Annotated in this window: 22 protein-coding genes; 10 read left to right on the top strand and 12 right to left on the bottom strand. The window is 70.9% G+C overall.

The window, feature by feature from the left end; translation table 11 throughout:
* Positions 1-43: 43 nt before the first annotated feature.
* Positions 44-805: an SDR family oxidoreductase gene (locus AB0L71_RS02160; RefSeq protein WP_365236895.1), complete on the bottom strand. Its 762-nt coding sequence runs from the start codon at positions 803-805 to the stop codon at positions 44-46.
* A 125-nt stretch (positions 806-930) separates the two neighbouring features.
* On the opposite strand from AB0L71_RS02160, the gene AB0L71_RS02155 reads away from it, so the two are divergent.
* The 5 genes from AB0L71_RS02155 to AB0L71_RS02135 all read left to right on the top strand — a co-directional run bounded on the left by AB0L71_RS02155 (position 931) and on the right by AB0L71_RS02135 (position 5918).
* Positions 931-1803: a fumarylacetoacetate hydrolase family protein gene (locus AB0L71_RS02155; protein WP_365236893.1), complete on the top strand. Its 873-nt coding sequence runs from the start codon at positions 931-933 to the stop codon at positions 1801-1803.
* A gap of 4 nt (positions 1804-1807) precedes the next feature.
* Entirely contained in the window at positions 1808-2641 is an 834-nt protein-coding gene (locus AB0L71_RS02150) for a fumarylacetoacetate hydrolase family protein (RefSeq protein ID WP_365236891.1), read from the top strand.
* A complete protein-coding gene (locus tag AB0L71_RS02145; protein WP_365236889.1) occupies positions 2638-3867 on the top strand; it encodes an amidohydrolase family protein in 1230 nt (409 codons plus the stop codon). Before AB0L71_RS02150 ends, AB0L71_RS02145 begins: the two co-directional genes overlap by 4 nt.
* Entirely contained in the window at positions 3864-5276 is a 1413-nt protein-coding gene (locus AB0L71_RS02140; RefSeq protein WP_365236887.1) for a carboxylesterase family protein, read from the top strand. The genes AB0L71_RS02145 and AB0L71_RS02140 overlap by 4 nt, the downstream gene beginning before the upstream one ends.
* 114 nt (positions 5277-5390) lie before the next feature.
* A complete protein-coding gene (locus AB0L71_RS02135) occupies positions 5391-5918 on the top strand; it encodes a carboxymuconolactone decarboxylase family protein (RefSeq protein WP_365236885.1) in 528 nt (175 codons plus the stop codon).
* A 42-nt stretch (positions 5919-5960) separates the two neighbouring features.
* Here AB0L71_RS02135 and AB0L71_RS02130 read toward each other — a convergent pair whose 3' ends face one another.
* Positions 5961-7124 (bottom strand): VCBS repeat-containing protein, encoded by a 1164-nt coding sequence (locus tag AB0L71_RS02130; protein ID WP_365236883.1) that lies wholly within the window; start codon positions 7122-7124, stop codon positions 5961-5963.
* 202 nt (positions 7125-7326) lie between these two features.
* Here AB0L71_RS02130 and AB0L71_RS02125 point away from each other — a divergent pair, with 202 nt between their 5' ends.
* Positions 7327-8139, top strand: coding sequence for an SDR family oxidoreductase (locus AB0L71_RS02125; protein ID WP_365236881.1), 813 nt, complete (start codon positions 7327-7329; stop codon positions 8137-8139).
* An 18-nt stretch (positions 8140-8157) separates the two neighbouring features.
* Here the strand turns inward: AB0L71_RS02125 and AB0L71_RS02120 are convergent, their stop codons facing one another.
* A complete protein-coding gene (locus AB0L71_RS02120) occupies positions 8158-8898 on the bottom strand; it encodes a GntR family transcriptional regulator (RefSeq protein WP_365236879.1) in 741 nt (246 codons plus the stop codon).
* Between the two features lie 270 nt (positions 8899-9168).
* Here AB0L71_RS02120 and AB0L71_RS02115 point away from each other — a divergent pair, with 270 nt between their 5' ends.
* Positions 9169-10122, top strand: a complete 954-nt coding sequence (locus AB0L71_RS02115) for an alpha/beta hydrolase (RefSeq protein ID WP_365236877.1) — start codon at positions 9169-9171, stop codon at positions 10120-10122.
* An 80-nt stretch (positions 10123-10202) separates the two neighbouring features.
* Here the strand turns inward: AB0L71_RS02115 and AB0L71_RS02110 are convergent, their stop codons facing one another.
* The 9 genes from AB0L71_RS02110 to AB0L71_RS02070 all read right to left on the bottom strand — a co-directional run bounded on the left by AB0L71_RS02110 (position 10203) and on the right by AB0L71_RS02070 (position 19889).
* Positions 10203-12227 (bottom strand): hypothetical protein, encoded by a 2025-nt coding sequence (locus AB0L71_RS02110; protein WP_365236875.1) that lies wholly within the window; start codon positions 12225-12227, stop codon positions 10203-10205.
* 628 nt (positions 12228-12855) lie between these two features.
* Complete coding sequence (locus AB0L71_RS02105) at positions 12856-13806, bottom strand: VOC family protein (RefSeq protein ID WP_365236873.1); 951 nt, start codon at positions 13804-13806, stop codon at positions 12856-12858.
* Complete coding sequence (locus AB0L71_RS02100) at positions 13803-14921, bottom strand: 4-oxalomesaconate tautomerase (protein WP_365236871.1); 1119 nt, start codon at positions 14919-14921, stop codon at positions 13803-13805. The genes AB0L71_RS02105 and AB0L71_RS02100 overlap by 4 nt, the downstream gene beginning before the upstream one ends.
* The gene (locus AB0L71_RS02095; protein ID WP_365236869.1) at positions 14918-15646 is read right to left on the bottom strand and encodes a 4-carboxy-4-hydroxy-2-oxoadipate aldolase/oxaloacetate decarboxylase; all 729 of its coding nucleotides are present in this window, start codon (positions 15644-15646) and stop codon (positions 14918-14920) included. The genes AB0L71_RS02100 and AB0L71_RS02095 overlap by 4 nt, the downstream gene beginning before the upstream one ends.
* A complete protein-coding gene (locus tag AB0L71_RS02090) occupies positions 15643-16458 on the bottom strand; it encodes an ABC transporter ATP-binding protein (RefSeq protein WP_365237448.1) in 816 nt (271 codons plus the stop codon). The genes AB0L71_RS02095 and AB0L71_RS02090 overlap by 4 nt, the downstream gene beginning before the upstream one ends.
* A gap of 78 nt (positions 16459-16536) precedes the next feature.
* On the bottom strand, positions 16537-17322 hold the full coding sequence (locus tag AB0L71_RS02085) for an ABC transporter permease (protein ID WP_365236867.1): 786 nt from the start codon (positions 17320-17322) through the stop codon (positions 16537-16539).
* Entirely contained in the window at positions 17319-18095 is a 777-nt protein-coding gene (locus AB0L71_RS02080; protein ID WP_365237446.1) for an ABC transporter permease, read from the bottom strand. Before AB0L71_RS02080 ends, AB0L71_RS02085 begins: the two co-directional genes overlap by 4 nt.
* 26 nt (positions 18096-18121) lie before the next feature.
* Entirely contained in the window at positions 18122-19066 is a 945-nt protein-coding gene (locus tag AB0L71_RS02075; RefSeq protein WP_365236865.1) for an ABC transporter substrate-binding protein, read from the bottom strand.
* A 163-nt stretch (positions 19067-19229) separates the two neighbouring features.
* Positions 19230-19889: a GntR family transcriptional regulator gene (locus tag AB0L71_RS02070; protein WP_365236863.1), complete on the bottom strand. Its 660-nt coding sequence runs from the start codon at positions 19887-19889 to the stop codon at positions 19230-19232.
* A gap of 112 nt (positions 19890-20001) precedes the next feature.
* On the opposite strand from AB0L71_RS02070, the gene AB0L71_RS02065 reads away from it, so the two are divergent.
* The 3 genes from AB0L71_RS02065 to AB0L71_RS02055 all read left to right on the top strand — a co-directional run bounded on the left by AB0L71_RS02065 (position 20002) and on the right by AB0L71_RS02055 (position 23034).
* Entirely contained in the window at positions 20002-21021 is a 1020-nt protein-coding gene (locus tag AB0L71_RS02065) for an amidohydrolase family protein (RefSeq protein ID WP_365236861.1), read from the top strand.
* Positions 21022-21289: 268 nt separating this feature from the next.
* Positions 21290-22513: an MFS transporter gene (locus AB0L71_RS02060; protein ID WP_365236859.1), complete on the top strand. Its 1224-nt coding sequence runs from the start codon at positions 21290-21292 to the stop codon at positions 22511-22513.
* 317 nt (positions 22514-22830) lie between these two features.
* On the top strand, positions 22831-23034 hold the full coding sequence (locus AB0L71_RS02055; protein WP_365236857.1) for a hypothetical protein: 204 nt from the start codon (positions 22831-22833) through the stop codon (positions 23032-23034).
* Positions 23035-23114: the final 80 nt, after the last annotated feature.

The raw sequence follows: 23114 nt of genomic DNA, 5'->3' as shown, positions 1-23114 counted from the left end.
CCGTTCGGGGGGAGAGGCTCGGGGGAGAAGGAGGGCGGGCGGGTCATACGAGGGTGCGGCCGCCGTCGGCGTACAGCACCTGGCCGGTGACGAACGCGGCCTCGGCGGAGGCAAGGAAGAGAGCGGGGCCGACCAGGTCGTCCGGGCGGCCGAGGCGCCCGGACGGGACCAGCGCCTCCATGGACGCGCGCATGCCCGGCTCGGCGAGGTAGGCGCGGGTGAGGTCGGTCTCGGTGTAGCCGGGGGCCACCGCGTTGACGGTGACGCCGGACGACGCCCACTCGCGGGCCATCACACGCATGAGCTGGTTGATGCCGCCCTTGGTGGCGGCGTACGGCGCGTGGTCGCGATGTGCGAGCAGGCCCGACACGGAGGAGAGGTAGACGATGCGGCCGTAGCCGTTCGGCACCATGAGGGCGCCCACCGCCCGGCCCAGCCAGAAGCCGCTGCTGAGGTTGATGGCGACGATCCGCTCCCAGACCTCGTCGGGTGTCTCCAGGACGGGCCTGCGGTCGTTGGCACCGACGGCGTGCACGAACACGTCGATCCCACCAAGGAGTTCGGCGGCCGCTGCGACGGCGTCGCGGCAGGCGTCGGCGGAAGTGAGGTCGGCGGTCAGACCGTTGACCGCGCCGAATCCCTCGGCGGTGCGGGTGCGGGACAGTTTCGCCAGTTGCTCGGTGTCGCGGTCCAGGACGACCACGTCCGCCCCGGCGTCGGCCAGAGCCTGGGTCACGACGGTTCCGATTCCTCCGGCACCGGCGACGAGCGCACGCGTACCGGAGAAGTTCCACATCGTCTTCATGCTCTGGACCGTAGTCGACCCCGGAACGAGGTGTCCACACTTGAGGAGGTTGTTGACGCGAATATGGGAATGATGCAGGGTGAGTGTCGACAGTTAGTGGGTGTAGTGGTGACACGGAGGCCTTGATGAAACTGGTGACGTTCGACGAGGGGCTCGTGGGGCGGCTGGACGGCGACACGGTGGTGGAACTCGACGTCGCGTCGACCCGGGAGTTCTTCGAACGCGACGGCCAAGTCGGCGAGACGGGGCGCACGTTCGCGCTCGCGGACGTTCGGCTGCGCGCACCGATCGTGCCCAAGAAGTTCTTCCACACGGCCGGCAACTTCCGGGAGCACCACGAGGACCTGGAACGCGTCGACTGGTCCCACCCGGTCAACAAGGGCATCGTGTTCTTCCAGAACGTGGACGCGATCATCGGCCCCGACGACGACATCGTGTACCCGGCCAACCTGACCCGGGAGATGGACTACGAGCTCGAACTCGGCGTCATCATCGGCAGACCGGGCAAGTTCTTCAGCGCCGAGCAGGCCGCCGAACACATCGCCGGCTACCTGGTCTTCAACGACATCACCGCGCGCGACATCCAGCGCAAGGAGATGGAGTCCGGCGTCTTCTCCTTCTCCAAGGCCATCGACACCTTCTGCCCGATCGGCCCGTACATCGTCACCGCCGACGAGATCGCCGACCCGCACGACCTCGACATGGAACTGCGGGTCAACGGCGACGTCCGGCAGAAGTCGAACACCTCCCGGATGTCGGTGTCGATCCCGCAGCTGGTCGCCTACCACTCGCCGCAGATCTACAGCGCGGGCGACATCATCACCACCGGCACGATCGCCGGCGTCGCGGCGAGCACCGAGGATCCGTTCGCCAACTACCTCAAGCCCGGTGACGTCGTCGAGGCCGAGATCGAGGGCCTGGGGGTGCTCCGCAACAAGGTCGTCTCCTGGCAGGACGCGCACGGCACCCCCGAGCCGCCCGCCGGACAGTGGGCGTGACGGCATGCGCATCGCCAACCTCGCGGGCCGACTGGCCCTGCTGACCGGCGACGGCGCCGTGGACGTGGCGGCCGGAGGCTTCGACGCCGACCCGGCCGCGCTCTTCGCCCAGTGGGACGAACTGCTGCGCTGGTCCGCCGGAGTCGACCCGGCGACAGCCGTGCCGTACCAGGAGTCCGACCTCCTCGCTCCCGTCCCCGAGCCGCGCCAGATCTTCGCCGTCGCCCTCAACTACCGCCCCCACACCGCCGAGGCGGGCTACGAGGAACCGGCCGAACCACTGGTCTTCACCAAGTTCCCCAGCTGTCTCACCGGGCCGTATGCCACCGTCGACCTGCCTGAAGGCCACGTCGACTGGGAGCTGGAGATGGTCGCCGTCATCGGCCGCGACGCCCACCGGGTCCCGGAGGAGAACGGCTGGGACCCGGTCGCCGCCGTGACCGTGGGGCAGGACCTGTCCGAGCGGATCGTCCAACTCGCCGGCCGCCCGGCCCAGTTCTCGCTGGGCAAGTCCTTCCCGGGCTTCGGCCCGGTGGGTCCCGCCCTGGTCAGCGTCGGCGAACTGGCCGACCGCGACGACCTGGAGCTCACCTGCGAACTCAACGGGGAGGTCGTCCAGCACGACCGCACCTCGAACATGATCTTCCCGGTCCCGAGGCTGGTCGCCCACCTCAGCGCCGTCTGTCCGCTGCGCCCCGGCGACCTGATCTTCACCGGTACCCCCGCGGGCGTCGGCAACCGCCGCACCCCGCAACGCTTCATAGGTCCCGGTGACACCCTGGTCAGCAGGATCGGGGGACTGGGCGAGATGCGGCACACCTTCAGGAGCGCACCATGAGCGACACGACCGTCTTCACCGGCGTCCAGGTCTTCGACGGCACCGGGAGCGACCCCTTCCCCGCCGAGGTCCTCGTCGAGGGCAACCGCATCACCGCCGTCGCCCCGAAGATCCCGGCCGCCCGATGGGCAGGGGCCCGGGTCGTGGACGGGGGCGGGGGCGGCGCCACCCTCGTCCCCGGCCTGGTCGACTCCCACGCCCACCTCGGCTTCGGCTCCACCGTCGAGCACCGCTCGCCGCGCCGCGACGAATCCGACGAGGAGAAGGCCCTGCTGGTGGCGCACGCGGGCCGGGTCCTGCTGGACCACGGCATCACCAGCGCCTACTCGGGAGGCAACCGGCTGCCCCGCACGGAGACCGCCGCCCGCAAGGCGTTCGCCGAGGGCTGGATGCCGGGACCGCGCTTCAAGGCCGCCTCCTGGGAGGGCACCGCAGGCATGGTCGAGCCGGGCGTCTACGACTTCCCCGGCGTCGAAGGCCGGGCCTCCGACCCCGAGTCGGTGAGCCGGTTCGTCGGGGAGATGGCGGACCTGGGCGTCGACATCGTCAAGCTGTCGCTGTCGGGCGAGAGCGCGGTCGTCCAGGGCACCTCGCGGATCGTGCAGTTCACCGACGAGGAGGTCGCCGCCGCGGCGGCCGTGGCCCGCGAGCGCGGCGTGTCGCTGACCGCCCACGCGCACGCCGCCGAGTCCGTCAAGATGGCGGTACGGCACGGCATCCGCGCCGTCTACCACTGCACCTTCGCCGACGAGGAGGCCCTCGACCTGCTGGAGGAGGCCCGCGACCGGCTGTTCGTCGCCCCGACCCCCGGCATCATCCACGCCAACCTGCACGAGGCCGACAGCGAGCCCGAGCCCGGCATGGAGGTCGAGGCCACCGAGAAGGCGGTCAAGCAGGTCGTCCCCGAGCTCGTCCGGCGGGGAATCCGCGTCGTCCCGGGCGGGGACTACGGCTTCGCCTGGAACCCGGTCGGCCGCAACGCCCGCGACCTGGAGCTGTTCGTCGACTGGTTCGGCTTCACCCCGGCCGAGGCACTGCGCGCCGCCACGCGGTACGGCGGCCAGGTGATGGGCATGGGCGGCGAACTCGGGCTGATCCGGGAGGGTTTCCTCGCGGACCTCGTGCTCGTCGACGGCGACCCGCTGGACGACATCCGCATCCTCCAGGACCGCGACCGTCTGGTGGCGATCATGAAGGACGGCCGACTCCACAAGGTCCCGGCGTGAGTGCCTCCCCGAACGGCGTGAGCGGACCCCGGGGCCGGGTGCGCGGTGGCGGTGCCGACACACCCCGGGCCCGTACCGCCACCGGACGGCTGCTGGGGGAGTGGGACGGGAGCGTTGCCGTGTTCCGCGGCATCCCCTTCGCCGCACCCCCGGTGGGCGACCTGCGCTGGCGGCCGCCCCGGCCCGCCGCTTCCTGGGACGGGGAGCGTCGCGCGTACGACTTCGGGCCCGCGCCCCTCCAGCCGCAGCCGCCGGTCGCCTCCGTCATGTACAGGACCAACTTCGCCGACCGGCGCGCCCTGGTGATGAGCGAGGACTGCCTCTACCTCAACGTCTGGACACCCGATGCCGCGCCGGGCACCGGGCTGCCGGTCATGGTCTGGATCCACGGCGGCGGCAACCGCTACGGATACGGTCACCAGGACATCCACGACGGCCGCGCCCAGGCAAGCCGGGGCCTGGTCGTGGTCACCCTCAACCACCGGCTCGGCGCCCTCGGCTTCCTCGCCCACCCGGAACTGGCCGCCGAGGACGGCCTGGGCGCGTCGGGCAACTACGGACTGCTCGACCTCGTCGCCGCCCTGACCTGGGTGCGCGAGAACATCGCCGCCTTCGGCGGCGACCCCGACAGAGTCACCCTCGCGGGCAACTCCGCCGGCGCCGCCCACATCTGCCACCTCATGGCCGCCCCGGCGAGCCGACCGCTCTTCCGCGCGGCCCTCGGACAGAGCGCCTCAGGTGTGGGCCGGGCGGAGGGGCCGCTGCCGAGCCAGGCAGAAGCGCAGAAACAGGGCCTGGCATACGCGAACGGATTCGGCGGCCGTGACATCGGGGCGCTGCGCGGCACCTCGGGCGTCGAGCTGATCGTGCGCGGCCACTTCGGCCCGGTCGTCGACGGCCGGGTCCTGACCGAGCCCACCGACGACGTCTTCGCGGCCGGCCGCCAGCACGCCGTACCGCTGCTGCTCGGCACCAACGCGGACGAGGGCACCGTCTACGCCCGCCCCGGCGAGGACGCCGAAACCGTCGGCGACGCCCGGTTCGTGGGCCCCGTATGGCACTGGGCACAGACCCACCGCGCCACGTCCGGCGCACCCACCTGGATGTACCGCTTCGCCCGCAGGCCCCCGCTGCCGCCCGGCCTGCCCGACCTCGGCGTCTACCACACCGCAGAACTCCCCTACGTACTGGACAACTTGGCTCAGCGCCCCGACTGGCCCTGGCAGGACACCGACCGGAGACTGGCCGCCGTCATGGCCGACACCTGGGCGCGCTTCGCCGCGACCGGCGACCCGGGCGGCGGCACGCTGCCGCCGTGGCCGCGGTTCACCGGCCCCGGCGAGACCCCCGCCCTGGTCTTCGGCGACACGGTGCGCACGGAGACCCTGCGGCGCCCCCGGAGCTCCTAGTGCCGCAACAGGCGTGTTTCGAACGTCCCGCCTGCTCGGCGACTTCGGGCAGACGACGCCACTTCCGAAACACGCCCCGGAGACGCTCCAGGAACTCTCAGAAAGGACATGCCCGTGGCACGACTCCCGGGTACCGACGGCACCGGGGACATCGCGGACCGCATCCGCGACAGACGCGGGGGCGTCCTGCGCCCCCTCGACCGGATGCTGCTGCACAGTCCGCAGCTCGCGGACGGCTGGAACAGCCTGCTGGGCGCCATCCGGCAGCGCGTCTCACTGCCCGCCGACATTCGCGAACTGGTGATCCTCCGGATCGCCGTGCTCAACCGGGCCCCCTACGAATGGACCGCCCACGAGCCGGATGCCCGTGCCGCCGGGCTCGGCGAGGCGCAACTCGACGCGCTCCGTGCCGAGGACGCCGGCGCGCACCCGGCTCTCGACGAGCGGCAGTGCCGGGTCATCGCGTACACCGACGCCATGACCCGGGACGTCCACGTCCCCGATGCCCTCTTCGACGCGGTCCGCGGCGACTTCACCCCACCGGAACTGGTCGAACTGACCGCCACGGTGGCCGCGTACAGCATGGTGTCCCGCTTCCTGGTCGCCCTGGACGTGGAGCTGCCGGTGGCCGGCGCCCGGTGACCTCACCGGCGCCGGCCACCCCGCCCAGTGCCGGTCGCGGCACTACCTGCCGCAGTGGCCCCTGAAGACGTCCACCTGGCCGGCCGTGCTGTTCGCCACCACGATGTCCGGTACGCGGTTGCCGTCGAGGTCGGCCGCGGCGGCGTCGTAGGCGCCCGGCGCCGCGAGCTCGGTCGACTGGCTGAGGGTGCCGTCGGCCGAGCCGTGGAAGAGGGTGACGGAGTTGCCCTTCAGCGAGGACACCATGAGGTCGGTGATGCCGTCGCGGTCGAGGTCGGCGGAGCCGACCGCGACGGGCAGGCCGGGCGTGGTGTAGGCGACGGCCGCGGCGAACGTGCCGTCTCCGTTGCCGAGCAGGACGTCGAGGGTGTTGGTGTCGTTGCTGACGGTGGCCAGGTCGACGGCGCCGTCGCCGTTGAAGTCGCCCTTGGCCAGGGAGTAGAGGCGGGCGGCGGCCGGATGGACGACCGGGGTGCCGAGCGCTCCGGTGCCGTCACCGAGCAGGACGCTCACCCCGTTGCGGCCGGCGCTCGCGGTGGCCACGTCCGCCGCTCCGTCGCCGTCGAAGTCGGCGACGACGACTCCGTGCGGTGAGCTGACGGCCGCGATGTCGCCCTGGTCGTCGAAGGTGCCGTCGCCCTTGCCCAGCAGCACGCGCACGGCGTTCGGTCCCTGTTCACCGACGACGAGATCGGCGTGGCCGTCGCCGTCGAGGTCGCCGGTGGCCAGTGCCCGCGGCGCCGTGCCGACGTCCAGCGCGGTGGCCGGCGCGAACGTGCCGTCGCCGTTGTTCAGCAGGACGCTGACCTGGGCGCCGCCGAAGTCGGTGGCCGCCAGGTCGGGGTGGTGGTCGCCGTTGAAGTCGGCGGCGACGGTCTGGTACGGATGCGAGCCGACGGCGTAGGTGCTGCCCGGCGCGAACGTCCCGCCGCCCCGGCCGAGCAGCACCGTCACCGAGTCGCCTTCGAGGTTGCTGGCCACGACGTCCCTGCGGCCGTCGCCGTCGAGGTCGGCGAAGGTCACGTGCCGGGGGTTGGTGGAGGTCGTCGCGGAGGTTCCGAGCTGCGTGTAGGAGGCCGTTCCCGGGCAACGGGAAGTGTGGGCGGCACGGCCGGGGCGGGCCGCGGCGGTGCCGGTGGAAGCCGCCGCGAGCGCCAGGCCGGCGGCTGTGGCCACGGCGATGCGGTACCTGCGGTGGTGCGTCATACGGTTCCTTCCCGGGTTTGGTGCGGGGTGTGTTCACCGCGAGAGCATGCCCGACTCACCAGAATCTGTCGACAGTTTAGGCTTTTTCTCGTCCCAAAATCATTGACGTGGCCATACTGTCGACACTAGGAAGGGTGTGGGGCATGGTCCGATCACTTCGGGCGGTGCCCGGCACTCGGCACACCGCTACCAGGAGGACAACGTGACGACAGAAACCCGCCCCGGGGCCACCGCGACACCCGGTACCGGTCGGCTCTCCGGCAAGGTCGCCCTCGTCACCGGTGCCGGTGCCGGTATCGGCCAGGGGTGCGCGCTGCTCTTCGCCGAACAGGGGGCGACCGTGGTCGGCTGCGACATCAACCCGGCCGCGGCCGAGCAGACCCGTAAGCTCGCCGCCGATCGCGGGCTGGCCCTGGAGGTGATCGCGCCGCTGGACATGACCGACCCCGCCGACGCCCGGCGCTTCGCGGACGAGGCGTACGCGCGGTACGGCCGGATCGACGCACTGGTCACCGCGGGTGCAATCGCCCCGCACATGGCCACTGCCGCCGAGATGGACTACGACGCGCAGTGGACCCCGACCATGCGCGGCGAGGTCGACGTGGTCTTTCTGCCTGTGCGGGCCGCGTGGCCGCATCTGGAGGCGTCCGGTGGCGGCTCGATCGTCAACTTCGCCTCGGTCAACGCCTTCCGGGGTAGTGGCAACTTCGGCATGGTCGCGCACTGCGCGGGCAAGGCCGCCGTGCTCGGAATGACCCGGCAGCTTGCCGTGGAGGGCGGCCCGGCCGGGATCCGGGCCAACACCATCTCGCCCGGCATGGTGCGCACGCCCGCCACCGAGACGGCCGGCGCCCACGAGGGCGCGAAGCGCGAGGCGCTGCTGGCCCGCATCCCGCTGGGGCGGGTCGGCAGGCCGGAGGACATCGCCTGGTGCGCGGTCTACCTGGTGTCCGACGAGGCCGCGTGGGTGACGGGCGGGAACTTCCCCGTGGACGGCGGAGTCCTTGCCAAGTAGTGCCGCGGGGCGCGTCGTTCAGGCGGTGACGCGGCGCTTTCGGGCGGGCTTCCGGCTGCTCGCGGTGTCCTGTTCGATCTGCTCCTCCACTGCGCGCAGAGCCCGTACGGTCGCCCCGGCGATCAACGCCGAGGCGAGTTCCCCGTCGCGCTCCTCGCAGGCCTGGATCAGTCGCTCCTGGTCGTCCACGCTGTAGGCGAGACGGCCGGGGCGGGTCAGGCTGAGGTGGCGCAGCATGAGGGTCCGCAGGGCGAGCGAGTCCAGAATCTGCTTCAGGGTGGAGTTGCCGACGATCTCGGTCATCCGTTCCTGGAGCTGGACATGGCTCCAGAAGTACGCGTCCACGTCTCCGGCGTCGGCGAGCTTCCGCATCTCCTCGACCCGGCCGCGCAGTTCGGCCAGCTCGGTGTCACCGGCCCGCTCGACCAGCAGTCCTGCCAGCATCGACAGCAGCTGCCGCCGCACCTGGTAGATGTCACGGATGTCCGCGAGCGAGGGCGCGGCGACCCGGGGTCGGCGCCGGGCCTTCATCTCGACCAGCCCCTCCTGCTCCAGGAGCATCAGCGCCTCACGCACCGGGGTACGACTGGTGTCGAACCGGCGGGACAGCTCGACGCTGTTGAGGTCCTGCCCCGGCTCCAGCCGCCCCTCGATGATGCCCGCGCCGACCCACTCGGCGATCTGCGCGACCAACGGCTCCCGCCGGTCCCGCAGGCGCAGCAGGCGCTGCAGCACCAGATGCGTGTCCTGATCCGACATGCGCCGCGTCCCCCTGTGTGGTCCGGAACTCCCTGATGGTGGCAAGTATGTCGACACTATCGCATGGATGTGCCCCGCCCTACCGCAATCCGTCCCCAGCTGTCGACACAAGGCGGGAATGCCGCCACGCTTCGCTGAAGGACGGCCACATCCTAGTGCGGCAACAGGCAACGTGTGCCCCGTCGACGCGGGGCACACGTTGCCTGCCGCGGCACTAGTAGTACCGCATCTCCCGGCCCCACGTTCCCCTCTCGTGTCTTTGGAGGCAGAGTGCAGAAGAACAGCAGCAGGCCGCACATCCCCAGCAGACGAGCCGTCGTCGGCGGAGCCGCCCTGGCCGCGTTGGCGACGGTCGCCACTGCGGGCACCGCCCGGGCCGCGTCCCGTTCCGACGCGGCCCGGGGGCCGGTGCCGGTCCCCGAGCAGGTGCCGGTCACGGAGTACCGGGTCCCGGTCGCCGGCGGCGGCAGCCTGTGGTGCTGGGACACCGGCGGTGACGGTGAACCGGTGGTGCTGCTGCACCCCGGATCGGGCAGCGGTGAGAGCTGGCCGTATCAGCAGCCGGCACTGGCTGCGGCGGGCTACCGCGTCATCGGCTACTCGCGGCGGGGCGCCTACGGCTCCGTGGCGGGCTCCAAGAAGGAAGCCGACACCGCCTCCGGCGACCTGAACACGCTCGCCGATCACCTCGGCCTCGGCCGCTTCCACCTGTCCGGCTCGGCCGCCGGCGGCCCGGTCGCACTCGACTACGCCCTCGCGTACGAGGAGCGCCTGCGCAGCCTCACCGTCTCCGGCAGCGTCATGGGCGTGCAGGACGCCGAGTACCTGGAGCTCACCGCCGCGCTCCAGCCGGACCCGTTCGACGACCTGCCCGTGGCCGTCAAGGAGCTCGGTCCCTCCTACCGGGGCGGGGACCAGGACGGTACGGCCGCCTGGCTGGCGGTCAACGCGCGGGCGAGGACCGCGGACGCCTTCCCCCAGTCCCTGGCGCACACGATCACCTGGGCCGCGCTGGAGACGCTGACGCTTCCGGTCCAGCTCGTCACCGGGGACGCCGACCTCTACAGCCCGCCGTCCGTCATGCGCCTGCACGCACGGCATCTGCGGGACGTGCAGACCCATGTCGTGGCCGAGGCGGGTCACAACCCGCACTGGGAGCAGCCCGCCGCGTGGAACCGCCTTCTGGTCTCCTTCCTCAGGCGCCACGGCGCCCGCGGAAGGTAGCCCGCGGCCGACGCGGAGACGGTGAACATGACGAGGCCCCCGGGATGCGGTGACATCCCGGGGGCCTCGTCACGTCCGGATCACGCCACGGTCAGCGTGAGCGCGCCGGTGTAGGAGCTGCCCGCCTTGATCTCGGTGGCCGTACCGTCGACCGTCAGGGTGACCTTCCTGCCCCTGGGGGCCTTGACGGCGGCGTCGGAGGCCAGGGTCAGGGCGCTCAGGTGCGAGGTCCCGGTGACCGTCCAGCTGGAGCCGCTGCCCAGGGTCACCACGACGCCGTTGTTCACGACCGCGCTCGGGGTGTTGGTGACCTCGCTGATCTCCCGGTACTCGTCGATGGTGATCGTCGAGACCCTGTGCTTGGTGGTGGTGGCCGAGATGACGCCCTTGACGGTGGACCGGGTGAAGTCCAGGACCAGGTTCTGGCCCTGGAGGCCGGCGTTTCCGCCGCCCCGGACGGAGTTGTAGAAGTCACCGGACAGGTCGATGTCGGTGAAGGAGGCCGTGGAGTCGGTGGACTGGGCGGAAGTGGTGACCCAGCTCGACGACTTGGTGGGGGAGCCGGTGGGCTCGGTGTACGTGCCGAGCATCTCGGTCTTCCACGGCTTGCCGGAGACCGAGACGCTGCTGGGCCGGTCGGTGTCCATCAGCTGGAAGATGACGCCGTTGCCCGGGTTGAGGCGGGCGCCCTTGGAGCCGTCGACGGTGACCGAGGCCGCGACCGCCTTGGACATGAACGTGGTCTCACCGGTGTTGACCTGGGTGCCGCCGTCGATGGTGACGGACCCGGCGGCGTACCACAACACCATGAACCGCCCGGCGTCGATCCGCGTCGACTTCACCGGGAGGCTGCGCAACTCGTCCTTGGTGAGGCCGAGTTCGAGCGACTCGTTGAGTGCGGCGACCGCGTCCTTGGTGCTGTCGCCGTAGTGGGCCGAAGCACCCCAGTGGATCAGGGCGTAGTCACCGACGTCGAAGGTGCAGCCGAGGAAGTGCTCGGTGACGTGGCCGATGGCATAGGAACCGTAGCCTTGGCCCTTGGTGTTGGCGATGCGGCTGTTGATCCCGGTGAGGACGCAGTTGCTGCCGCCGTCGACCGAGAGGGCGCCCCACTTCTCCGAGGAGATGGAGGAGTTGATGTACGACGCCCGGGTGCTCGCGCCGAGCAGGTTGGTGGCGCGGACGTTGCCGGACAGGCCCAGCATCCACGGCACAGTGATCATGTAGCGGGTGTCGCCGCTGCCGCTGGCCGGGTACTCGGCGGGCACATGGTCGCCGTCGGCGCAGTGGATCGTGGAGTTCTTGACGATCACGTTGGCCGTGTCGTCGGCGATGACCGCGGTGCGTACCACGCCCTCGTTCTTGATGACGGCACCGTCGAGGACGAGGGTGGTGCCGTCCCCGGTCCCGACGACCGAGGCGCCGTAGCCGATGAAGTCGCAGCGGCCGTTCCCGGCGAAGGCGATCTTCGGCTTGTTCAGGGTGTAGCTGGCCCCGCCGGTGACGTACACGCCGTTGAAGGACTCGCCGTTGGACAGCAGAGTGATGTTGTCCGCGCTGGTGTCGGTGACGGTGCCGCCGCGGACGTCGGACGGCACGGACTTGCTCTCGTCGACGCCGTTCGCGTCGACGTAGATGGCCTGACGGAAGGGGAACGTCATGCCGCTGTAGGTGACCTCGTTGGCCGTGGCGACGGTCAGGACGACCTTGCCCCGGTACGTCCCGGCGGCGATGGTGGTGGCCACTCCGCCGGAGCCGTCGGTGAGCAGGCCGAGCTTGCCCCCGGTCTCCACGCCGTTCACGGTGAGGGAGAGGCTGTAGCCGTCCGGGGCGGCGATGGCGCCGCCGTCCGCGATGGTGAGCTCGCTGACCGTGGTCGTCCCGGTGAGCTCCAGGATCTCTCCGGACTTCACCTCGAGGGTCTTGCCGCTCTTCGCACCCTTCTGCGCGGACTGGGCCGCGGCCGGGGTGACCAGCGCCGGGCTCATCGCGAGACCGGCGACCGCCACCAGGAGCGCGCGGTTCCGGGCCCGGTAGGTGACGTCCCGGTCCATCAAGGACGTGCCGGCCTGCCGGTCGGTGTCCTTGCTGTTTGTGCGTACCACTGTGAACTCCCTTGTCTTCCAGTGCGTTTCGGGCGTGGCCGACCGGTACCGCGGATCGGTCGGGGCGGTGAGTGACGACGGGTGGAGCGTTGAGCGCGTGTCGGCGCGCTGGGCCCGGTCAGGGCGCGTCGGGCAGGTGGTTGCTGTCCGGCACGGTGGGGGCTGCCCTGAGGCGCGCATGCATGAACGCTCTCCTCACGCGAGGTTCGACTGACAGTACTGTCGACACTTCGCGCGCTTCAAGGGGTGCGACAAGGAGAATTCCCTATGGACTGACGACACTAGAGTGTTGGTGGGGATGTCAGGTACTGAAAACCGGGACGACCGGCGGTCATCGCCGACCGTGATGTCGACGCTCTCGGCGGACTCGACGCCGACGGCGGTGGAGGCCGGCCCACGCGGCTGCGCCGCAACTGCGGATCTTTCAGGAGCGGACCATGGGTATCTCCAGCCCCGTGACGCTCGAGAGGAACTTCAGAGTCGAGCCGAGCCGGGGCTGCTCTCTCGTGGAAACAGCGAAGCCCCTGTCGTCGACGGGGACGACAGGGGCTTCCCGGCTTCCGGCCCGCTTCACCGGGCTGCCGGGTTTCTGCCTCGTGAAAGGGTGTGCGTGGTTTGCCGCTTCGGGTCAGGCGATCGGCGGGGTGCCGTGGGTGTGGAAGGTCTCGATGGTCTTCAGGCCCCATGCCTGCCCCCGCTTGCGTTCCTCCTCCGTCCAGGTGATCAGCGGCCAGTCGGGGGCGAGGACCAGCCGGGTGAGCGGGTTGCACAGCTCGATCCGGTTGCCTCCGGGCTCCCACAGGTAGAGGAAGAACGTCTGCTGGATGGCGTGCTTGTGCGGGCCGGTCTCGATGTGCACACCGTTGTCGATGGCCAGGTCCGCGGCGCGCAGGATGTCCTCGCGGGTGTCGGTGGCGAAGGCGATGTGGTGCAGGCGCCCCTCGGAGCCGGTCCAGTCCTCGGTGTACACCACGTCGTACGACTTGTTGTTGAAGGTCAGCCAGCGGGCGGCCACCCGGCCGGAGTCCAGCTTGATCTGCTCGGTCGGCCGGGCGCCGAGGACGTTCTCGGTGAACTCCGCGTTGGCCAGGACGTCGGCCCCCAGGAAGTTGATGTGGTCGAGCCGGCGGACGCCCACACCGCGGTTGGGCTTGGCCTGCGGCTGGTTCTTCAGCGCGGGACGAAGCTCCGGCGGGGCCTGGTACCACTCGGTCTCGTAGTAGAGGTCGAGTACGTGTCCGTCCGGGTCGCTGGTGCGGAACGTGCGGCCGGTGCCGGCCTCGCCGTCCACCCACTCGCCCTCGCGGCCGGCCTCAAGGCACGCGGCGGCCCGGCGTTCCAGCGCCTCGGGGCTCGACGCCCGCAGCGCCGTGCGGCGCACCCCGGAGGTGGAGTGCGCGGTGACGACCAGACTGGTCTGCTCGTAGTCGTCGAAGGCCCGCAGGTGCACCGAGTCGCCGACGCGGCGGGTCTCCGTCAGCCCGAGGATCTCGGTGCAGAACCACACGGTGCCGTCGAGTTCGGGGGTGAGCAGTTCGACGTGTCCGAGGTGGGCGATGTCGCCCCGGGCGCTGTTCATGCGGGTACCTCCGTGAGGGCCGGCCGGGTGCGGCCGGAGTGCTGTTCGGCTCGGGCGGGACCCGGGTGGACGGTCCCGTCGAAGATCATTCGGGCGGTTCGGATCACGGACGTGGCGCCCACCGGGCGCTGGGCGTCCGGCCCCGGCGCGACCCCCACGTCGAGGAATCCGGTGGGGTGTTCGATGCGTACCGGTTCGCCGGGCGGCGGCACGTCGGCGACCTCCGCCGCGACGCTGTCCGGCAGTCGGACGGCGGCGGCCACGGAGGCGGCGCCGAGCACCCCGATCGCCTGGTGGACCCGCTCGGGGATGAAACTGCGCGTGGTGACGGCTCCGCCCCGGGCGGGCGGTGCCACCAGGACGATCTTCGGCACCGTGGTGGCGTCGGGGTCGGGATCGATGCCCAGGGCCGCGGCGCCGGCGGCGCGGATCGCGCGCACCCGGTGCCGCAGCTCCTCGTCGGCTTCCAGCTCGGCCGGGGACTCGGTGCCGGTCAGGCCCAGTTCGGCGGCCCGTACGAGAACGGAGGGCATGCCGTTGTCGATGCAGGTCACGGCGTACCCGGCGAACTCGTCGCGGCTTCGTCCGGTGGGCAGCAGGGGCGCGCCGGAGGGCTCGGCGACGATCACCACCGGTGCGGCGGTGCCCGGCACCCCGGTGATCTCGGTGTCCCCCCGGTAGGAGACCTGCCCCCCGGGGGTGTGCACGTGCAGCACCGCGAGCGACCCGGTGTTGACCAGCCGTACCCGGACGTCGGTGCGCTCCGGGCCGGCCGGCACCAGACCGCGTTCGACGGCGAACGGCCCCACGGCCGCCAGCATGTTGCCGCAGGTCTGGGAGTCGGTCACCACCGGACGGTCCACCACCACCTGCAGGAACAGGTAGTCGACGTCCACGCCGGGCTCGGAACTCGCCGAGACCACGGCCACCTTGCTGGTCAGGGGATGGGCGCCGCCCAGTCCGTCGATCTGCCGCAGGTCCGGGCTGCCCATGATGCGCAGCAGCAGCTCGTCCCGTTCTGCCGGGTCCACCGGCAGGTCCTGGGCGAGGAAGACGGCGCCCTTGGAGGTTCCGCCGCGCATCAGGGCGCAGCGGATACCGTCCGCGGCGGTCACCGGCCGTCCGCGGGGGAGTCGAGGCCGGGGTGCTGTTCGTCCCAGCGCCGGTAGAGGACGCCCTGGCTCTCCAGCACCTTCCGCAGTCCGTAACGGTCGAGACCCAGCTCGCCGCGTTCGAAGGCCGCGCGACTCGCCGCCTCCTTCTCGACGCGGGCCTGCGAGGCGGCCACCGCCTCCGCGGCCCGGGCGCGCGGCACGCACATCACACCGTCGTCGTCTGCGATCACGATGTCGCCGGGTGCGATCTGCTGACCGGCCACGACGACCGGCAGGTTGACGCTGCCCGCGGTGGCCTTGACGGTGCCCTGCGCCGAGACGTGTCGGGACCACACGCCGAAGCCCATCTCCCGCAGGTCCTTGGTGTCGCGCACACCGGCGTCGATGATCAGGCCGGTGACGCCACGCTTGGCCAGGGCGGTGGCGAAGAGCTCGCCGAACATGCCGTGGGTGCTGGGCGCGGCGGTGGCGACCACCAGGACGTCGCCCTCGCGGCACTGCTCGACCGCGGCGTGGATCATCAGGTTGTCGCCCGGCCAGCACAGCGCGGTGACCGCGGCGCCGGCGATGGTCAGGCCCTGCTGGATCGGGCGCAGGTCGGGGCCGAGGCTGTGGGTGCGGCCCAGTGCCTCGTGGACGGTGGCCACCCCGTACGAGCGCAGCTGGTCGACCAGCCGGGGGTCGGGGCGGGGGACGTCGGTGATGACGAGTCGGTGGTCGTTCACGGCTTCTGCACCTCGTCGGCCTCGGTTTCCGCCTCCGGCCGGTGCCCGGCCTTGGCGCGCTGGATCAGTTCGTACACGTGGTGGCGCAGCTCCGCGAAGCGCGTCGTGGAGCGGGTCTCCAACTGGTCACGGGTGTCGGGGAGGTCGACGGTGACGTCCTCCAGCACGACCGTGGGGCGGTTGGAGAGCACCAGCACCCGCTGGCCCAGGTAGACCGCCTCGTCGATGTCGTGCGTCACGAAGAGCACCGTCACGCCCAGCCGCTTCCACAGCGAGCGCACCAGGTCCTCCAGGTCGGCGCGGGTCTGCGCGTCGACGGCGGCGAACGGCTCGTCCATCAGCAGCACCGATGGCTCGTACGCCACGGCGCGGGCGATGGCGACCCGCTGCTGCATACCTCCGGAGAGCTGCCACGGGTGGGAGTCGGCACTGTCCGACAGGCCCACGGCGGCCAGCGCCTCGTCGACCTTGCGGGTCCGCTCGGCGCGTCCGAGTCCCTTCTCCTTCAGCGGCAGTTCGATGTTCTGACGGACCGTCAACCAGGGGAAGAGGCTGCGGCCGTACTCCTGGAACACCACGGCCATGCCCGCCGGCGGGCCGGAGACCGCGGTGCCGTCCAGCAGTACCTCGCCCTCCGTCAGGTCGAGCAGGCCGGCGATGCCGCGCAGCAGGGTCGTCTTGCCCGCGCCGGACGGGCCGACGATGCAGACCAGTTCGCCGGTGCGGACACTGAACGTCAGGTTGCGGACGGCCTCGACGCCACCGGCCCCGCCGTAGATCTTGCGCAGGCCGCGTACGTCGAGGGCGTCGATGGTCCCGGCCTCCGCTCCCGGCGCGGGGGCGCCGGCCGGCTCGCCGGCCTTCTTGGACGTCTTGGGTACGGACATTGCTCAGGCTCCTCGATCCGCTTGCCGCAGGCCCCGGTACCAGGCCAGCATTTTGTGCTCCACGGCGCGGAACAGCACCGAGAGCAGGAATCCGATGAGGCCGAGCAGGATGATCCCGGTCCACATCTGGGGGATGGCGAAACCCCGTTGGAACTGGACGATGGACGCGCCCAGGCCCCGGTTGGCGCCGAAGAGTTCGCTGATCACCATCAGGATGACGCCGATGGACAGTGCCTGGCGGGCACCGGCCGCGATCTGCGGGCTGGAGCCGCGCAGCACCACCTGCCGCAGCCGGGTGCCCCGGCGCATGCGGTAGCAGCGGGCGGTGTCCAGCAGCACCTCGTCCAGGCCGCGTACGCCCTCGACGGTGTTCAGCAGGATCGGCCAGAGACAGCCCAGCGCGATGGTGGCGATCTTCGATGTCCAGCCGGTGTAGCCGGCGAACAGGGCGATGATCGGCACCAGTACAGGGGGCGGCACCGCGCGGAAGAACTCCAGGGTGGGCTCCAGCAGTGCCCGGACCGTGCGGGACAGCCCGATCGCGGTGCCCAGAGCGACGCCCGCCACCAGTGCGATGGCGTATCCCAGCAGCAGCCGGGTCAGGCTGGGCAGCACGTCGTGGGCGAACCGATCGCCGTTCCAGGTCTTCGGGAACGCCTCGACGATGTCGGCCAGCGGCGGCCAGAAGAAGCTGGTGGAGCCGGCCGAGGTGAACCACCATACGGCCACCAGGACGGCCGGCAGCGCCAGGGCCAGTGCCAACTGCCTCAGTACAGCACGGGACTTCACGTCAGTTCCCTTCTCACCGAGGGGTGCCAGCGCAGGACACGGCGTTCGGCCGCGCGCGCGAGGACGTTGACCAGGACGCCGATCAGTCCGACCACGACCACCAGGGCGTACGTGGTGGCCACGGCGCCGGAGGACTGGGCCACGCCGATGCGCTGGCCGAGTCCCGGGACACCGATGATGAGTTCGGCGGTGATCTCCAGGATGAGGGCGACGGCGGCGGCGAGCCGGAAGGCGGTGACGACGTACGGCAGCGCGGTCGGCCACACCACCGTGCGGAACACCGCCCAGCGGGAGAACCGGTAGGAGCGGGCCGTGTCGCGGACCACCGGGTCGACGTCCGCCACGCCGTACAGCACCTGCACCAGCACCTGCCAGAAGGCCGCGTACACCACGAGCACCAGCGCGGACTGCGGCCGGCTGCCGTAGATCAGGACCACCAGCGGGATCAGCGCGACCGAGGGGATGGGGCGCAGGAACTCGATGGTGGAGGAGGTCAGTTCGCGCAGGACGCGCACGCTGCCGATGAGCATCCCGACCACGATGCCGGCGGCCATGGAGACGGCCAGGCCCAGGGCCCAGCCGCGCAGGGTCTGGCCGAGGGCGGTCCAGAACGATTCGCGGCCGAGGAGGCCGATCAGTTCGTCGCCGATGACACCGGCGGGCGGGAGGAAGTTGCGGTTGACGATGCCGCTGCGCGGCAGGATTTCCACCAGGGCGACGACGACCAGCAGACCGACCAGTCCGAGGACGGCGTCGCGCCCGGGGCGGGGCATCACTGCCCCGCCCTTCTTTGCGTCGGTCACGGGAGCAGGCTCATGAAGTCGGGGGCGGAGTCGGCGAGACCGTCCTTGGCCATCAGCTCGGCGAGCTTCTGGACGGAATCGGTCTTGATCTCGGTGGGCCAGCTGGGCAGAACGACCTTCTTCTGCACGTCGGCGGCGATGTCGGTGTACTCGGTGAGGATCGCGCGGACGTCGTCCGGGTGTTCCTTCGCGTACCCCATGGACTTCTTCATCGCCGCGCCGAAGGCCTTGACGATCTTCGGGTTCTGCTTGGCGTACTTGTCCGAGGTGAAGTACATGCCGACCAGCAGATCCGGGTCGGTCTCGGCGTAGTTGGAGGTGACCTGACGGTCGCCCTGGCCCTGCGCGATGGTCAGGAACGGCTCCACCAGCTGGCCGGCGTCCACGTCGCCCTTCGCCACGGCGGCGGCGATGTCGGGGAAGGCCAGCTCGACGTACTTGATGCCCGACGGGTCGCCGCCGGCGGCGCGGACCGCCGCGTTGACGGTGATGGTGTTGATGTTCTGCAGGGTGTTGACAGCGATCTTCTTGCCCGCCAGGTCGGCCGCGGACTTGATGCTGCTGTCGCCCTTGACGATGACGCCGCCGAAGTCCTTGCCCTTCTCGCCCGTCGAGGACACGCCCGCGGCGACGGCCTGCAGGGCCAGCCCCTTGGAGCCGCCGAGCAGCAGGGAGACGGTGTTGCTGAAGCCGAACTGGTACTGGTCGCTCATCACGCCGGGCACGATCGCGGCGCCGCCCTGCGCGGTCTCCAGCTTCAGGTCCAGGCCCTCCTCCTTGAAGAAGCCCTGCTTGATGCCGAGGTAGATCGGGGCGACGTCGATGATCGGGATGACGCCGACCTTGACGGTCGTGGTGCCGCCGGCCTCCTCCGTCTTGTCCCCGTCACCCCCACACGCCGCCAGACCGAGGCTCATGGTCAGGACAACGAGGGCGCTCACACCTCGTCCGGGCTTTATGCGGCCGCGGAGGTTTCGCTGCATCGGGACTCCTCGCAGAGCTCAGACCCTCGCCCTGAGGGCGAGGGGGCGGGCCGTCGTCGGCCACGTGGAGGAGACGCTACAGAGATTGTTGACAATTGTGAAGGCAATCTCGCTGCCTAAATCATCCGTCCATCTCGCGCATCGCGACGATCACGTCGGCGACGTGTTCGCGGGCCGCGCGGTCCGCCGCGGCGGGGTCCCGTGCGCAGATGGCGTCGATGATCGCGAGGTGCTGCGGCAGTGACACCTGCGGCCGGCCCGGCCGCAGCGCCAGCTTGAACTGCCGGCGCACGTTACGGGCCAGCAGGTTGGCCAGCAGGTCGGACGCGACGGGCTGTCGGCCGATCTCCCGCAAGCGGTCGTGGAGCAGGGTGTTGAGCCCCGAATACACCACGACCTCGCCGTGGGCCACCGCCTCCCGCATCCGTCGGCCGATATCCCGCAACTCCGCCACCTGCACTTCGGTGACCCGCTCGGCCGCCTTCGCGGCACACAGGCCCTCCAGCACCATCCGCACCTCGGTGATGGCCACGGCCTCTTCCACGCCGACCGCCCGCACCCTGGCCCCGCGGTTGGCGATGCGCTCCACCAGACCCTCGTGTTCCAGATCCACGAGCGCCGCCCGCACAGCCCCCCGGCTGCATCCGTACCGCTCGCACAGCTCGGACTCGATCAGCCGTTGACCTGGGGCGAAGTCTCCGGCGAGGATGCCCGCACGAATCCGGTCGGCCGCCCCCTCGGCAGGGCTGACGCTGCGGGAACGTTCGGGGGCTGAGCTCATGAATACCTCCTGAGGTGGATGGGCAACACTATCGCCATCTCAAATTGCGCACAATTTTGTGTACGATGCGCGTGCGCTCGCCCCCAGCACTCACAGCAAGGACGGTTCGCGGATGATCATCGATTGCCATGGGCACTACACCACTGCCCCGGCGCCCCACGGCGACTGGCGGCGTGACCAGCTCGCCGCCTTCCTGGAGGGCGGAAGACCGGCCCCCGCGTACCCGTATATAACGGACGACGAGATCCGGGAGTCCATCGAGCACAACCAGCTGCGCATGCTCACCGAACGCGGCGCCGACCTCACGCTCTTCTCACCGCGCGCCTCGGCCATGGCCCACCACGAGGGCGACGCCGCCGTCTCCGCCGCCTGGGCCCGCGCCTGCAACGACCTGGTGGCCCGGGTCGCGGATCTCTTCCCGGACACCTTCGTCGGCGTGTGCCAACTCCCGCAGACCGCCGGGGCCCCGCTCACCGACGCGGTCCAGGAACTGCGCCGCTGCGTCGGCATGGGCTTCGTCGGCCTCAACCTCAACCCCGACCCCAGCGGCGGCCACTGGACCGCGCCACCGCTGACCGACCGGTACTGGTACCCCCTCTACGAGGCCATGTGCGAACTGGACGTACCGGCCATGGTGCACGTCTCCGCCAGCTGCAACCCCGCGTTCCACGCCACGGGCGCCCACTACCTGGCGGCCGACACCACGGCGTTCATGCAGCTGCTGCAGGGAGACCTCTTCGCCGACTTCCCTGACCTGCGGCTCGTCATCCCGCACGGCGGCGGCGCGGTGCCGTACCACTGGGGCCGCTACCGGGGCCTGGCCGACATGCTGGGCCGTCCGCCGCTCGACACCCATCTGATGCGCAACGTCTTCTTCGACTCCTGCGTGTACCACCAGCCCGGCATCGACCTGTTGCTGAAGGTCATTGACCCGGCCAACATCCTGTTCGGCTCGGAGATGGTCGGCGCGGTACGGGGCATCGATCCCGAGACGGGCCACTACTTCGACGACACCAAGCGCTACGTCGACGCGGCGGACCTGCCCGACCACCAGCGCGCGGCGATCTTCTCGGGCAACGCCCGCCGGGTCTACCCACGGCTGGACGCGCTGCTGCGGAAACAGGGACGCTGATCCCGCCTCCTGCCAGGGTGCGCCGCGGGCCATGGGATGCGGCGCGCCCCGGCCCGGATCGGGGCCGGCGCGAGGCGAAATCGCCTGTTCGGGCACCATCCCTCCGGTGGATCGATACCACCATGATCACAAATGGGACAAGGGGTGGGCGCCGCGCCCACCGGCACGCATAATCAGGGGCGCCTCAGCTCCCGGTCCTGGCGCTGCTCACGCACGCCGTCCCCGACCGGGCGTCACCTCCGCCCGTTTCCCGCCCTGGAGTGCCGTCATGCCCGCACCCCTCGCACCGCCGTCCCCCGACCACGACACCGCCCCGGCAGGACGCCTTCCGGTCGCCGTGCTCATGGCCGGAAGCTGTCTGCCCGTCCTCGGGGCGGTACTTCTCGCCCCCGTACTGCCCCGTATGCAGGACCACTTCGCCACCGTGCCGGGCAGCTCGGCACTCGTCCCCGTCGTGCTGACCGTCCCGGCGCTCGCCCTCGCGCTGCTCGCCCCCTTCGCCGGCGTCATCGTCGACCGACTGGGCCGCAAGGGCCTGCTCGTCGCGGCCACCGTCCTCTACGCCCTCTTCGGGACCGCCCCGCTCTGGCTGGACTCCCTCCACGCCATCCTGATCAGCCGCGTCCTCGTCGGCGTGGCCGAAGCGGCGATCATGACCGTCTGCACCACCCTCATCGGTGACTACTACAGCGGCGAACTCCGCGACCGCTACCTCGCCCTCCAGACCATGTGCGCCGCCGCCTCCGCCACCGTCTTCTTCGTCCTCGGCGGCGCGCTCGGAGCGGCCGACTGGCGCGCCCCGTTCTGGCTGTACGCCGTCGGTCTGCTCCTTGCCCCCGTCATGGCCCGCGTTCTGCCGACACCCGTCCCGCCGAAGGACGGCGGCGAGACCGTTGCGCAGACTCCCCGGCGCCCGTTCCCCGTTCGCCGCATGGCGGGGGTCTGCCTCCTCACCGTCTTCGGCGCCGTGGTCTTCTACACCGTGCCCGTCGAGATGGCCTACCTCCTCGACGACGTGGGCGTCGACTCCACCGGCACCATCGGCGCCGTCACGGCGGTGGCCAGCGCGGCCACCGTCCTCGGCTCCGTCTTCTTCGCTCGCGTCTCCCCGAACCGGCGCCCTCGCCTTCCCGTGCTGTTCGCGCTGTGCGCCGCCGGCTTCCTGCTCATGGGCCTCGCCGACGGCCTCCCCCTGCTGATCGCGGGCGCCGTCGTCAACTGCGTCGGAACCGGGATGCTGCTGCCGTCCCTCGTCACGCAGGCCATGGCCCGCCTCGACTTCGCCGACCGCGGACGCGGCATGGGCCTGTGGACCGCGGCCTTCTTCCTCGGCGAGTTCCTCTGCCCCCTGGTGCTGCTCGCGGGCAAGCGACCGGCGGGCAGCCTCGCCTCCGCCGTCGGCCTCCTCGGGGTGGCGGCCGCGGCCCTTGCTGCCGCGCTTCTGTGGGTGGCCCGCCGCCCTGCTCCCGCCGACGTGCCGGAGAGCGTGTAGCTGCGGCACGGACAAGCCGGTGTGCGGGCACTCCCAAGGCGGGGCGGCGCACGGCGTGTTCGGATTTCCGCACCTCGGGAATGTGTTCATGCGCCCCAACTGGGCCGTGTGCTCGATGAGTAGACGGCCCGCACGCATGCCCAGGGAGTGTGCGGGCCGGTACCCCGATGCCGGCCCTGTTCTCGTACAACTACGGCGAACGGACATGTAGCGCTGTGTGACGCTCGGAGCTGGATCTGGCGCGAGACTGGTAGGCCCGCAGGTTGAGCTGTCGCGTATTCCTGCTTGGACAGCCCTGGTTGGTCACTCTGGGTGGCGTGGACCTGGTCGTCGCCGTCGGTGGCGATCTCGTGGAACAGCTCGCCCTCGCCGCCGCCGGAGCCGGGGGCACCGCGATCGTCGCCGACAACGAAACCGCCGCGCAGTTCCTGGAAAAGCTCCTGCGCTCCAGGCAACAAGGTTCTGGTCAAGGCGTCTCGCGCAGGGATGCTGTGGCAGGTGTGCCAGCGACTCCTCGGTGAAGCTTGAACGGGGTCCAGCGGCCCCGGGGGAGCAGGCAGAAGTGGCCCCACCCTCCGAACGGGCGGACGACCGTTCCCCC

The organism is Streptomyces sp. NPDC052052, assembly GCF_040680455.1.
Taxonomy (GTDB): domain Bacteria; phylum Actinomycetota; class Actinomycetes; order Streptomycetales; family Streptomycetaceae; genus Streptomyces.
Note: the sequence above shows the minus strand (reverse complement) of the source record. Positions and strands in the feature narration are given on the sequence as shown.

What these genes read in the sequence shown, in the direction of transcription:
- AB0L71_RS02070 (WP_365236863.1), bottom strand. Translation starts at nt 19,889, where the DNA reads ATGAGCTCAGCCCCCGAACGTTCCCGCAGCGTCAGCCCTGCCGAGGGG.
- AB0L71_RS02150 (WP_365236891.1), top strand. Translation starts at nt 1,808, where the DNA reads ATGCGCATCGCCAACCTCGCGGGCCGACTGGCCCTGCTGACCGGCGAC.
- AB0L71_RS02160 (WP_365236895.1), bottom strand. Translation starts at nt 805, where the DNA reads ATGAAGACGATGTGGAACTTCTCCGGTACGCGTGCGCTCGTCGCCGGT.
- AB0L71_RS02105 (WP_365236873.1), bottom strand. Translation starts at nt 13,806, where the DNA reads ATGAACAGCGCCCGGGGCGACATCGCCCACCTCGGACACGTCGAACTG.
- AB0L71_RS02080 (WP_365237446.1), bottom strand. Translation starts at nt 18,095, where the DNA reads ATGCCCCGCCCCGGGCGCGACGCCGTCCTCGGACTGGTCGGTCTGCTG.
- AB0L71_RS02130 (WP_365236883.1), bottom strand. Translation starts at nt 7,124, where the DNA reads ATGACGCACCACCGCAGGTACCGCATCGCCGTGGCCACAGCCGCCGGC.
- AB0L71_RS02065 (WP_365236861.1), top strand. Translation starts at nt 20,002, where the DNA reads ATGATCATCGATTGCCATGGGCACTACACCACTGCCCCGGCGCCCCAC.
- AB0L71_RS02155 (WP_365236893.1), top strand. Translation starts at nt 931, where the DNA reads ATGAAACTGGTGACGTTCGACGAGGGGCTCGTGGGGCGGCTGGACGGC.
- AB0L71_RS02120 (WP_365236879.1), bottom strand. Translation starts at nt 8,898, where the DNA reads ATGTCGGATCAGGACACGCATCTGGTGCTGCAGCGCCTGCTGCGCCTG.
- AB0L71_RS02060 (WP_365236859.1), top strand. Translation starts at nt 21,290, where the DNA reads ATGCCCGCACCCCTCGCACCGCCGTCCCCCGACCACGACACCGCCCCG.
- AB0L71_RS02145 (WP_365236889.1), top strand. Translation starts at nt 2,638, where the DNA reads ATGAGCGACACGACCGTCTTCACCGGCGTCCAGGTCTTCGACGGCACC.